The organism is Meiothermus sp. Pnk-1 (assembly GCF_003226535.1).
Taxonomy (GTDB): domain Bacteria; phylum Deinococcota; class Deinococci; order Deinococcales; family Thermaceae; genus Allomeiothermus.
On record NZ_QKOB01000006.1, the window covers coordinates 1 to 11,950 of the forward strand.

An 11,950-nucleotide genomic window follows, 5' to 3' on the forward strand; every position below is an offset into this window, starting at 1 on the left:
CCCCCGCGTTTAGCGTCTGGCGTTTTGCGTATTGCGTACGACGTAGGACGTATACCAACATACCAACCCCACCCCAGCCCTCCCCCGCTAGGGGAGGGGGTACTCCGCGTCTTGCGTTTGGCGTACGGCGTTTTGCGGATTAGCATATCCCCATGACCCCCGAAGAGTTCAAACGCATCGGCTACCGGCTCATCGACTGGATCGCCGAATACCGGCAGCGGGCCCGAGAATTGCCGGTGATGCCTCAGGTCGAGCCGGGGTTTCTGCGCTCGCAGCTTCCCGACGCCCCGCCCCGGCAGGCGGTGGGATTGGAGGGCATCACCCAGGAGCTGGAAAAGCTCGTCCCCGGCCTGATGGGCTGGCAGAGCCCCAACTTCTTCGGCTACTTCCCCTCTAACGCGCCGCTGCACTCGATCCTGGCCGACATGGTGGCAACCGGGCTGGGGCAGATCGGGCTTTCCTGGCAGGCCGCCCCGGCCCTCACCGAGCTCGAGGAGGTCATGACCGACTGGCTGCGGCAGATGCTGGGCCTGCCCCCCGGGTTCGAGGGCGTGATCCAGGACACCGCCTCCACGGGAACGCTGGTGGCGATGCTCACCGCGCGGGAGCGCTCCACCGCGCACTCGCAGGCCAGGGGTGGGCTTCAGGCCGAGGAGAAGCCGCTGGTGGCCTACGTTTCCGACCAGGCCCACTCCTCGGTGCCCAAGGCGGTGCTCTTGGCCGGGTTCGGGCGCGACAACCTGCGGCTCATCGAGACCGACGAGGCCCACGCCATGCGCTTGGATCTGCTCGAGGCGGCCATCGAGCGCGACCTGGCCGAAGGCCGCCGGCCCTGCGTGGTCGTGGCGGCGGTGGGCACCACCACCAGCACCGCCATCGACCCGGTGCGCCCCATCGCCCTTCTGGCCCGGAAATACGGGCTGTGGCTGCACGTGGATGCGGCCATGGCAGGCTCGGCCATGATCCTGCCGGAGTGCCGCTGGATGTGGGAAGGCATCGAGCACGCCGACTCCATCGTGCTCAACCCCCACAAGTGGCTGGGCGCGGCGTTCGACTGCTCGCTGTACTACGTGCGCGACCCCGAGCACCTGGTGCGGGTGATGTCTACCAACCCCTCCTATTTGCAGACCGCCGCCGACGGGAGGGCTAAGAACTACCGCGACTGGGGCATCCCGCTGGGGCGGCGCTTCCGGGCGCTCAAGCTGTGGTTCGCCCTGCTGGCCGAGGGGGTCGAGGGCTTGCAGGCGCGGCTGCGGCGCGACCTCGAGAACGCCCGCTGGCTCGAGGCCCAGGTGCGCCAGGCCCCCGGCTGGAAGCTGCTCGCACCGGTGCCCTTGCAGACCGTCTGCGTCCGCTACGAGCCCGAGGGCCTTGGCCCGGAAGAACTCGACCGTCACACCCTGGACTGGGTGGGCCGGGTCAACCGCTCCGGCAGGGCCTACCTGACGCCCGCCATCCTCAAGGGCCGCTGGATGGTGCGTGTCTCCATCGGAGCCGAGCTCACCGAACGCCGCCACGTCGAGGCGCTTTGGGCCCTGATGCGACAGGAAGCCGAGAAGGTGCGGCTTGAACGCTCCTGAACCCATGCCCTTCGAGCGCCTGGAAACCGCCGACGGATCGCCCACCGTGGTGCACCCCGTGTTCAAGGAAGCCTATAGCTCGGTGCATGGGGCGCTGATGCAGGCCAGAAAGCTCTACCTCGAGCTCACCCACACCCACCTCGAGCCCAGGCCCAGGGTGCTCGAGGTCGGCTTTGGCCTGGGGGTCAACTTCCGGGTCACGCTGGAGAGCGCCCTGAGCCGGGGGGTGCGGCTGGAGTACCTGGGCTACGAGTTCGCGCCGCTGGAGCGATCCCTGCTGGGGTCGGTGGAGGTGCCCCTCGGCGAGGCGGCGCGGGAGGTTTGGGAGGAGGTGCTAAAGCGCTGGCCCGCTGAGCCCCTGCGGCTACTGGGCGAATGGGGCAGCTTGGAAATCCGCTTCGAGGACGTGGTAAAAGCCCGGCTCCCGCGAGATTGGGCCACGGCGATCTACCTCGACCCCTTCAGCCCCGCGGTCAACCCCGAGCCCTGGAGCCTCGAGGTCATGCGCAAGCTGCACCGGGCTGCCCGGCCGGGGGCTTGGCTGGCGACCTACTCGGTCGCGGGTTCGGTTCGCCGGAATCTCACCCAGGCGGGCTTTGCGGTTGAGCGGGTCCCGGGGATGGGGAAGAGGGCCTGGCTGAGGGCTTGCCGTAGCGCTGGAGGAGCTCCTCGCGGGTGATGCAGGCTAGCTGCACCAGGGGGAGCCCGCGCCTGGGAAGCTCGCCCCGGTAAATCCACATGAACCAGATGTTGGCGATCCCCGTGATGAGCAACTGGCTCAGGGGAACCGGGTAGAGCTTGAAGCCGAAGACCTTCAGGGCCACAGCAGCGTAGCTGATGCCGTAGATCAGCCGGATGTCGGGCTCGTTCTCCAGCTTCTGCGCCAGAAGCTGGAAGCCGTGACGGGTTTGCCGCAGGAGGGTCATGGAAGGAAGGGCCGAACTCCTCACCGAGTCGAGGTGGACCTCGTAGGCTTTCACGCCGGGCTGGGCTTCGGGGACAGGGGGGCCGGGGAAGCGGGTCGGCCCTACAGAGAGGAGGTCGAAAGCCTCCAGGCCCAGCCGCTCGACCTGGTTTTTCTTGAAGTAGCGCTCGTGGTAGCCCTGAAAAGCCCGCTGTAGGCCCTGGCGCACACCCAGGGGCTTTAGCTCCATCTCGTCCATGCGCACCGGTTGGTAGCCCAGCTCGAGCAGCCGGGGCAGGGTGAGCTCGAGGATGTTCGCCGTGACGGGATAGCGGTCGTGAAGCAGCAGGATCGAACCCGGCTTGCACCACAGGATCAGGTATTCGGCCAGCTCCTCGGCGGGCCTGTCCGTCCAATCCTTGGACTCCAGGTCCCACAAGGCCACCTTTTTCCCCAGGAGCCGAGCCAAGAGCCGGGTGAAGGGAGAGTGGGCCCCGAAGGGAGGGCGGTAGAGCTTTCCTTCTACCCGCCGGATATGCTCGGCTTCCTGCCAAGGCCACATCAGGAAAGCCTGGCGGTGCCAGTAGCCGTGCGATTCCACCTGATGGCCGTCGGCCCGCAGGGCTTCCAGCAGCTCAGGGTGCTTCTCCGCCTGGGTGCCGGTGACGAAGAAGGTGGCCTTGACTCCGTAGCGGCGCAGCAGCTCGAGCAGGCGAGGGGTGTGCTCGCTGGGCCCATCGTCGAAGGTGAGGGCGATTTTGGGGCTCGAGCGCAGCCCCCAGGCATACGCCCCGATTCCCATCCAGCGGAAGAGGAGATCGCAGATTCCGTAGACCAGAGCGATCAGAACAAGCGCTTCAGCGATGATCAAACTTTCCTCCGGATAGCAAAGATATAAAACACGGCTACGGCGAGAAAAGCCGCCGCGCTAGCGTAAAAAGGAGCGGTCACCCCCAGCGTGCTCCAAAGGATCCCTCCCACGGAGGGGCCCGCAGCGGTTCCCCAAGCCTCGATCATCATCAGGGTTCCCCAGATTGCGGCGCGGTTGTTTTGCGGCAGCACCCGGACTACCAGGGCGTTCCAACTCGGCACGAACAGGGCGAAACCCATCCCCCCCAAAACCGCGACGGCGAGGAGCTGGAAAAAAGCGAGTTTTTGCGCGATCAGCACCATGGTGGCGCTCATGAGGCAAAGCCCGACGATGAGCGGAGCCTTCGGCCCCCGGCGATCGGGTATGCGGCCCAGCCAGCCCATAGAGGAGAAAGCCACCGCTCCTCCCAGCAGGATCACCGCGCCAAGCTCGAGGAACCCCAGCTTGAGTTCGCTGGTGGCGAACTTCTGGATCAGTTGGCTGACGATGGCGGGAGCGAAGGTTTGGCCGAAGGCCGCCGGGATAAAGAGCACGAGCTGCCGCCAGGGGTAATACTCCTGCTTTGGCAGGGCGATCTTCTCGCGAAAACCTAGCAGCGGTAGGCTCAGCAAGACCACTAGGCTCTGGCCGACCCAAAGGGCGGTATAGGCGCTACCGATATCCCGCGGTACCAGAAAGGCCATCAGCAAAAACCCAACCCCTGCCCAAGGCAGGATCAGGGTGGTGGTGTACGCCAGCGCCCGCCCCTCGCGGCCCGGTCGGGCCAGGCGGCTGGAGAGGGTCATCAGGCCGGGAGAGACCGCGGAGAGGGAAAGCCCCCACAGCAAAGTCAGCCCCCACAGCATCCAAGGGGCGCTGATGTGCGGCAACAAAAGCAAGGCCAAAAGCCCGGCGGCCCCAGCCATGAGCGTGGCCACCCCCAGCCCCAGGCGCTGCACCAGGTAGCCACCCGGTCCTTTGAAGAGGCTTTCAGCCAGAAAATGCGCTGTCCAGGAGGCACCCCATACGGCCGGGCTGAAGCCCAGACTGCTCTTGGAGAAGTTAGGCAGATAAACCGCAAAGAAGCCGCTCCGCACCGCCTCGATGAGCCCCAGGAGCAGCACAAAACTAAACAGCGGCAACAGCCCGGCGGTTTTCCAGGGCAAGAGGCGCGCGATTCTGAGCCGCATCTAACGCTCCCGGTCGGCGTAGTAGTCCTTGCCATAGTTTTCGGGAAGCCCTAGCATGCGCCGCATGATGTTGCTGAAGTGGGTGCCGAAGAACTTCCAGCGCCCTGCCTTGAGCCGCCTTCCCGAGGTGAGTACCCGTGCGGTGGGCAGGTAGACGATCTTTCCCCGCTGCTTGAGCTTGAGCATCAAGTGCAGGTCTTCGCCATAGGGAACGTCGTACCCTCCTACCTCGATCGCCACGCTACGCCGCACGGCGTGATTGCCCCCCGCCGTATTGGGCTGACCCAGCTTGTCGGTAAGGGCGATAAGCAAAGGGTAGCCATAGCGAGAGAACATCCGGTCCAGCCAAGGGGCATCGTAAAACTCAAGCGTTCCGTAGACCTCGACCACCTCGGGGTCGCGGAAAGCCCGGGCGATGGTGGCGATCCAAGCAGGCTGCACGATGCAATCGGCATCGGTGTTGGCGACCACCTCCCCGGTGGCGGCCAGGAGTCCGGTTTGCCGAGCGATATGAAGACCTGGGATGGGCTGATCGATCACCTTGACCCCCGGGTAGCTACGGGCAATCTCGGCGGTACGATCCTTGCTGCCGTTGTTGACCACGATGATTTCGTGGGGCTTGGTCTTCTGGGCGAGGATGGACTCCAAGCAAGGACCGATATAGTCCTCCTCGTTCCTCGCCGGAACCACCACGCTGACCGTTACCATAGGGGCAGGCCCTCCGTGGACCTCGTTGGGCAGTAAGTACAGACGCTAAACATTATGACACTCATCGGGGTACCCTTCTTTCAGCGGCTGGGGTTAAGTCTCGGTGCGGGGAAGGCGCGGAAAGGGAAAGATGAGCCGCTGGGGTTCGGCCCGCAGGATCTCGCTGGCCTCGTCATAGCAGGCTACGATCTCCTCGGCGATGCGGCGGGCGCTGCGCCGGTCGGCGAAGTGGCGGGCAGCCTGGGAGAATTTGCGCCGCTTATCCTCGTCGCGCAATAGCTCGAGCGCTCGCGCGGCCATCCCTTGTGAGTCCCGGGGAGCGACCAAGTACCCACTCTTGCCCTCCTCCACCCCCTCCAGGGTGCCTCCTGCCCCCACCGCCACCACCGGTACCCCTACTGCTTGGGCTTCCCAGAGTACCAGCCCCTGGGTTTCGGTCTCGCTGGCGAACAAAAACAACTCGGCCAGCCGGAAGTACCCCCCCACCTCGCGGTAAGGCACGGCTCCCACCCAGGTGATGTGCTCGAGGATTCCCAGCTCGCGGGCCAACTTTTGTAAAGGCTCCTTTTCGGGTCCCTCCCCTACGTGGGTGAGGTGGGCGTCACAGCCTTGGCGGATCTGGGCGAAGGCCTCGAGCACCACCTCGAAGCTTTTCTCCTTGCCCAGCCTTCCCACCGTAAGCAGCCTGCGCTTTCCGGTAGGCCAGGGCGAGGAGGGCTCGGGGGCAGCTGTCAGGATTTCGGTGTCGATCCCGGTGGGGATGACCCGGATGGGTCGCTCGATGCCGTAGTCCTCGGCCAGGAGCTTGACCGGATGGGTAGGGGCGATCACTACCTCGGCTCGGTTGTAAAACGCCCGCCCCAACCGCCGCATGATCCCGGTGTATTTGTCTAGCACCGAGAGGCCAGGGATGTAATGGGCATACTTCTCGTAGTTGGTGTGAAAGGTCGAGACATGGGGCAACTCGCGGCGCCGGGCGATTTGCATCCCCCACAGGCCCATCCCCAGCGGGGTATGGGTGTGGGTGATCTCGAAGTCGGTGGGGAGCTTGCGCGGGCTGGGAAAGGCCAGCCGGGTCCCCTCGAAGAAGGGATAGGGTATGCTTCTGACCCGCACCACGCCTTCTTCGTGTTCAGGGGCCTGGGGGTCTTGGGGAGCGATCACCCAGGCCTCGTGTCCCATGCGGCGAAGCTCGCGCAAGAGGAGGTAGACGCTGGTGGCGACCCCGTTAGGGCCGGGCAGATACATGTCGGTGAAGAGGCCTACCCGATACAAACGCACCGCAACCATGTTAACACGCCACTCCCGGTTGACCCCTATCTTGGGCTGCGCTAGCATCGTAAGCAGATGCAACGCCCGCGCACCCCCCGCAGCTACAAATGGCACCATCAGCGTTGGTGGTGCTGGTTTGCTCGGTTCGATAGGGAAGCACGGACCTGACCTAGCCTTTTCCCCTATAAGCCGAGCCCCCGACCCCAGACGGGGGTTTTGCTTTTGCCCGGAGGAATGCCATGAACCTACCCAGCTACCCCCTGCCCGACTCCCGAGGCCGCTACGGCGACTTCGGCGGGCGCTACGTGCCCGAGACGCTGATCCCGGCGCTCGAGGAGCTCACCGCCGCCTACCTTCACTTCAAACACGACCCCGGCTTCCTCGAGGAGTACGCCTACTACCTGAAAGAGTACGTGGGCCGTCCCACGCCGTTGTACTTCGCCGAAAACCTGACCCGCCACCTGGGCGGAGCCAAAATCTATCTCAAGCGCGAGGACCTCAACCACACCGGAGCCCATAAAATCAACAACACCCTGGGCCAGGCCCTCTTATGCAAGCGCATGGGCAAGCGGCGGGTCATCGCCGAGACCGGCGCGGGCCAGCACGGGGTCTCGGTGGCAACGGTGGCCGCCTTGATGGGCCTGGAGTGCGTGGTCTATCAGGGCGCCGAGGACGTGCGCCGTCAGGCCTTGAACGTCTTCCGCATGCGGCTGCTCGGGGCCGAGGTGCGCCCGGTAGAGAGCGGCACCAAGACCCTCAAGGACGCCACCAACGAGGCCATCCGCGACTGGGTAACCAACGTGCGCGATTCTTTTTACATCATCGGCTCGGTGGTGGGGCCGCACCCCTACCCGGCCATGGCCCGCGACTTTCAGAGCCTCGTGGGCGAGGAGATCAAGCAGCAGCTACTGGCCAAAGAGGGCCGTGCGACCCCCGACGCGGTGATCGCCTGCGTGGGCGGCGGTTCCAACGCCATCGGGGTGTTCGCGCCCTTCGCTTACCAGGAAGAGCGCCCCCGGCTCATCGGTGTCGAGGCTGCCGGGCACGGGCTGGCCTCTGGGATGCACGCCCTCTCCATCGGCGCGGGCCGCAAGGGGGTGCTGCACGGGGCGATGATGTACCTGCTTTACGACGAGGACGGCCAGATCCAACCGGCCCACTCGGTCTCGGCGGGCCTGGACTACCCCGGGGTGGGTCCCGAGCACTCCTACTTTGCCGAGCAGGGCCTCGCCGAGTACGTAGGCATCACCGATGACGAGGCCCTGGAGGGCTTCAAGCTCCTCGCCCGCCTGGAGGGTATCCTGCCCGCCCTCGAGAGCGCCCACGCCATCGCCTACGCCGCCAAGCTGGCCCCCGAGATGGATCCCGAGCAGCTCATCGTCATCAACCTCTCGGGCCGCGGAGACAAGGACGTGGTGGAGGTGATGCGGGTGCTGGAGGAGCGCCGAGGACCCCAGGAGGTGGCCCGATGACCACCCGCGAAGCCTTCGAACGCGCTGCCGCCGAGGGCCGGGCGGCGCTGATCCCCTACGTGATGGCCGGGTATCCCGACCCCCAGGGGGCCCTCGAGCTCGTACGGCGGGTATTGCCCTTTGCTGACCTGCTCGAGATCGGCTTGCCCTACTCCGACCCCCTGGGCGACGGTCCGGTGATCCAGCGGGCCTCCGAGCGGGCCCTGCGTCAGGGCACCCGCCAGAAGGAGGTGCTCGAGTTCGTGCGCCAGGTACGCGCCCTCACCGACAAGCCGCTGTTCGTGATGACCTACCTCAACCCGGTCATCGCCGCCGGGCCCGAGCGCTTTTTCGAAGCCTTTCGCGCGGCCGGGGCCACCGGGCTGATCCTGCCCGACCTTCCCCCAGACGAAGACCCCGCCTTGGTCGAAAAAGCGCATGTGGCGGGGCTCGAGACCACCTTCCTCCTGGCCCCCACCTCCACCGACGAGCGCATAGAGATCGTAGCCCTCTTCTGCACCGGCTTCGTCTACACCGTCTCCGTCACCGGCGTCACCGGAGCCCGCGACCGCCTGCCGGAGGGCCTCCCGGAATTGGTCCGGCGCATCAAGGCCCACACCAGGGCGCCGGTAGCCATCGGCTTCGGCATCTCGAGCCGCGCCACCGCCGCTCAGGCCGCAGAGGCCGCCGACGGAGCGGTGATCGCCAGCGCCCTCATCCGCGCCCACGAGGAGGGGAGGGCCATAGAGCCTCTGCTGGAGGAGGTGCGGCAGGGTTTGCAAAAGTCCCGAACTTGACCGCCGTTCCAAGGGCAGGAGAGGGATGGAAAGAGAAGGCGCGCGGGGCGGCCTTTTTCTCCTCGACCCTCTTCTGGCGGGACAGGTACACCAGAAGGGCTCGGAGGGTGGCCAAGGGCGGGGGCCTCTGCGCCGGTGGGAGTTTGGATAGACCGGGCTGGCCCTCCGGTAAACCGTACCCCTTCGTAGACCAGGGCTACAGCGGCGGGCAAGCCGAGCAGGCCACTGCGGCGAAGGCATCGAGCTGTGGCCTGGATGTAGCGTTTTGCCAAGACCCGCAAGGGAGTTCGCTAGCAGGCTTTCTCGAGTCCTGGATAGCTTATGTTTGGCTAGCAGGAGTGGGGCTACCCCAAAACCCTCTGTGAGAGAATCCGTATGAAAGGGGATGAGCCCTATAACGCTCGAGCCCGGCTTCCGCTGGGTAGAATCCATGGTGTGAAACGCATCATTCTGGCAGAGAACCTCGCTTATCTCCAAACCTTGCCAGACGGTGCTTTTCCCCTTATCTACATCGACCCGCCCTTCAACACCGGGCGGGTTCAGTCGCGGCGGCGGATCCGGGCTAAATCCGATGTTTGCGGGACTCGAGGTGGGTTTGGGGGTCGCCGCTACCGGGTTGAAGCGCTTCCCTCCCCAGCTTATGCGGATTCCTACCAGGATTTCTTGGCTTTCCTCGAGCCCCGCTTGCGAGAGGGGTATCGGGTGCTCGCCCGGAGCGGGTCATTTTTCCTACACCTGGACTACCGCGAGGTCCACTACGCCAAGGTGCTGATGGATCAGATCTTCGGGCGCGAGTCGTTCATCAACGAGATCATCTGGGCCTATGACTTTGGGGGTAGGCCCAAGAACCGCTGGCCCGCCAAACACGACACCATCCTCTGGTACGCCAAGGATCCCCGGCGCTACACCTTCAACTATGCCGAGATCGACCGCGTCCCCTACATGGCCCCCAACCTCGCCGGGCGGGAGAAGGCCCGGCGCGGCAAGGTTCCCACCGACGTTTGGTGGCAGACCATCGTACCTACCAACTCCAAGGAGAAGACCGGCTACCCCACCCAAAAACCCCTAAAGTTGCTCGAGCGCATCATTCGGGTGCACTCCAACCCCGGTGACATCGTGCTGGACTTTTTCGCTGGTTCCGGCACTACCGGCGAAGCAGCAGCCCGGCTAGGGCGTGGGTTTGTGCTGGTAGACCACCACCCCCAGGCGGTGCAGATCATGGCCCAGCGGTTGGCTTTTGCCGAGCCGGAGCTGATTGGATTTACCCCGCCCCCATGCTTCTTGGGGTAAATTGGCGGAGATGTGCCCTCTAAGCGTTGGACAACTCGAGGTGTACCTGCTTCATGATGGGGAGTTTTGGCTCGACGGTGGAGCCATGTTCGGGGTGGTACCCAAGGCCCTGTGGGGGCGGTTCACCACCCCCGACGAGGAAAACCGCATCCGCCTATGCCTTAGGCCCATGCTGGTGCGAGCGGGGAGACACTGGGTGCTGGTGGAAACCGGACTCGACCGCAAGCCCGGGGAGAAGTTTCGCCGCATCTACGGCATAGGGGAGGTTCACCCGGTCTTGGAGCAGCTCTCCCGACTTGGGCTCGAACCCCGCGACATTGACCTGGTGGTGAACACCCACCTCCACTTTGACCACGCCGGGCTCAATACCCGCTGGCTAGAAGGAAAGCTGGTGCCTGCCTTCCCCAAAGCCCGCTACATCGTGCAGCAACAAGAACTGGAGGACGCCCTGCACCCCCACGAGCGCAGCCGGGCCAGCTACCTCGCGGAGAACATCGAGCCCCTAGTGGACTCTGGCCGTTTCGAAGTCGTGCAGGGCGAGGCCGAGATCCTCCCTGGGGTTCGGGTATTGCCCCTGCCCGGTCACACCCTGGGTCAGCAAGGGGTGGTGCTCGAGTCCGAGGGGGTGCGGCTGGTCTACACCGCCGATCTGTTGCCTACCTTGTGGCACGCTCCGCTGCCTTACATCATGGCCTACGACCTACATCCGCTGATCACCCTCGAGACGCGCAAGCGCTATTATCCGCTTTGGGCCCAGGAGGGTTGCTGGTTGGTCACCCCCCACGACCCACAGCATCCCCTCGGTCGCTTGCGGGTGGGGGAGAAGGGATACCAGGCAGTACCCGTTTCCCCCTCCTCCCCGGCCTAGGGAAAACCGGCGCCCATCGCCCCAGAGAGGGGGGCTCGAGTGCAAATGTCACAATGGCCTATCCCCGCTAGTGTTACAAGCAGAGCGTGGTGCCGGTAGGGGCCGGCCCAGGGTTATAAAGATTGTTTACATTTTTGTTGCAAGATCAGTGACTCGAAAGGTGTTCTCGCGTATAGGAGGAACCTAGCTATGGCAAAAGTAATGATCGTTGACGACTCCATGGCCGATCTCAAGTACGCCGAATCGATCCTCACCGCCGCCTCGCATCGGGTGATGTTGTGCCCGGATGGTGAGGGGATCGAACAACAGGTGGTCTCTAGCAAGCCCGACGTGATCTTGCTCGATATCGTGATGCCTGGGCGTAGCGGGTACGAGATCCTGCGGAGCCTGCGCCGCAGCGAGGAGACCAAAGACATCCCGGTGGTCGTCATCAGCTCCAAAGGACAGCCCACCGACATCGAGTGGGGAAAGCGCCAGGGAGCGGCGGAGTATCTGGTCAAGCCCTATAGCGCGGATGCCCTCAAAGCCGCGGTGGAAAAAGTAGTGGCCCGTAGGTGAGGGGCGCTGGGCTGACCATGAGCAACTCGCCGACAGTCTTCAGGGTCTGTCTGTTCCGCTTGGCCGACCGCGTCTTCGCATTGGATGTCCGCTCCGTGCGAGAGGTGGTGGAAGTGGGCTTGCTTTCCTCCATTCCGCTAGCTCCAGCCGAGGTCTTGGGGCTGTTCTCGGTGCGCGGGGAAATCCTTCCCCTGGTCAGCCTTGCCGCGTTGCTGGGCCTGGCCGGTGCAGCCAGCTCGAGCCGGGCGGTGGTGGTACGCCACGGCGAGCAGCAGGTGGCCCTAGCGGTTTCGGAGGTGCTGGGGCTGGAGGCGTTACCCCTCGAGCCGACCAAAGGGGAGGAAGAGGCCCCCGCGGCGTACGCTGAAGGCGAGTTGATCTGGCGCGGGCAGCGGGTTCCCCTGCTCTCGGCGCAACAGCTGCTCGGGGCGCTGGCCCGGCGGGTAGAGGGCGGGCCTGCAGGGGCTGTCGCCTGAAGCCCA

At 64.9% G+C, this 11,950-nt stretch carries 12 protein-coding genes; 8 read left to right on the forward strand and 4 right to left on the reverse strand.

Features of this window, described 5'->3' with window-relative positions; all coding sequences use genetic code 11:
• Positions 1 to 152 precede the first annotated feature (152 nt).
• Both DNA98_RS09340 and mnmD read left to right on the forward strand, forming a co-directional pair.
• Positions 153 to 1,580: a pyridoxal-dependent decarboxylase gene (locus tag DNA98_RS09340; RefSeq protein WP_110529538.1), complete on the forward strand. Its 1,428-nt coding sequence runs from the start codon at positions 153 to 155 to the stop codon at positions 1,578 to 1,580.
• Positions 1,581 to 1,584: 4 nt separating this feature from the next.
• A complete protein-coding gene (mnmD, locus tag DNA98_RS09345) occupies positions 1,585 to 2,259 on the forward strand; it encodes a tRNA (5-methylaminomethyl-2-thiouridine)(34)-methyltransferase MnmD (RefSeq protein WP_165363967.1) in 675 nt (224 codons plus the stop codon).
• Here mnmD and DNA98_RS09350 read toward each other — a convergent pair.
• The 4 genes from DNA98_RS09350 to DNA98_RS09365 all read right to left on the reverse strand — a co-directional run bounded on the left by DNA98_RS09350 (position 2,162) and on the right by DNA98_RS09365 (position 6,513).
• Positions 2,162 to 3,355, reverse strand: a complete 1,194-nt coding sequence (locus DNA98_RS09350; RefSeq protein WP_174720010.1) for a polysaccharide deacetylase family protein — start codon at positions 3,353 to 3,355, stop codon at positions 2,162 to 2,164. The genes mnmD and DNA98_RS09350 overlap by 98 nt on opposite strands.
• A complete protein-coding gene (locus tag DNA98_RS09355; protein WP_110529543.1) occupies positions 3,352 to 4,524 on the reverse strand; it encodes an MFS transporter in 1,173 nt (390 codons plus the stop codon). The genes DNA98_RS09350 and DNA98_RS09355 overlap by 4 nt, the downstream gene beginning before the upstream one ends.
• Positions 4,525 to 5,232 (reverse strand): glycosyltransferase family A protein, encoded by a 708-nt coding sequence (locus tag DNA98_RS09360; RefSeq protein ID WP_110529546.1) that lies wholly within the window; start codon positions 5,230 to 5,232, stop codon positions 4,525 to 4,527.
• A 93-nt stretch (positions 5,233 to 5,325) separates the two neighbouring features.
• Positions 5,326 to 6,513: a glycosyltransferase gene (locus DNA98_RS09365; RefSeq protein WP_110529549.1), complete on the reverse strand. Its 1,188-nt coding sequence runs from the start codon at positions 6,511 to 6,513 to the stop codon at positions 5,326 to 5,328.
• Between the two features lie 230 nt (positions 6,514 to 6,743).
• Here DNA98_RS09365 and trpB point away from each other — a divergent pair, with 230 nt between their 5' ends.
• From trpB to DNA98_RS09395, 6 genes are all read left to right on the forward strand, one after another.
• Positions 6,744 to 7,976, forward strand: coding sequence for a tryptophan synthase subunit beta (gene trpB / locus DNA98_RS09370; RefSeq protein WP_110529552.1), 1,233 nt, complete (start codon positions 6,744 to 6,746; stop codon positions 7,974 to 7,976).
• The gene (gene trpA / locus DNA98_RS09375) at positions 7,973 to 8,752 is read left to right on the forward strand and encodes a tryptophan synthase subunit alpha (RefSeq protein ID WP_110529555.1); all 780 of its coding nucleotides are present in this window, start codon (positions 7,973 to 7,975) and stop codon (positions 8,750 to 8,752) included. The genes trpB and trpA overlap by 4 nt, the downstream gene beginning before the upstream one ends.
• A 435-nt stretch (positions 8,753 to 9,187) precedes the next feature.
• The gene (locus tag DNA98_RS09380) at positions 9,188 to 10,042 is read left to right on the forward strand and encodes a site-specific DNA-methyltransferase (RefSeq protein WP_110529559.1); all 855 of its coding nucleotides are present in this window, start codon (positions 9,188 to 9,190) and stop codon (positions 10,040 to 10,042) included.
• A gap of 10 nt (positions 10,043 to 10,052) precedes the next feature.
• On the forward strand, positions 10,053 to 10,910 hold the full coding sequence (locus DNA98_RS09385) for an MBL fold metallo-hydrolase (RefSeq protein ID WP_110529562.1): 858 nt from the start codon (positions 10,053 to 10,055) through the stop codon (positions 10,908 to 10,910).
• A gap of 189 nt (positions 10,911 to 11,099) precedes the next feature.
• On the forward strand, positions 11,100 to 11,468 hold the full coding sequence (locus DNA98_RS09390; RefSeq protein ID WP_110529565.1) for a PleD family two-component system response regulator: 369 nt from the start codon (positions 11,100 to 11,102) through the stop codon (positions 11,466 to 11,468).
• 17 nt (positions 11,469 to 11,485) lie between these two features.
• Complete coding sequence (locus tag DNA98_RS09395; protein ID WP_110529568.1) at positions 11,486 to 11,944, forward strand: chemotaxis protein CheW; 459 nt, start codon at positions 11,486 to 11,488, stop codon at positions 11,942 to 11,944.
• Positions 11,945 to 11,950: the final 6 nt, after the last annotated feature.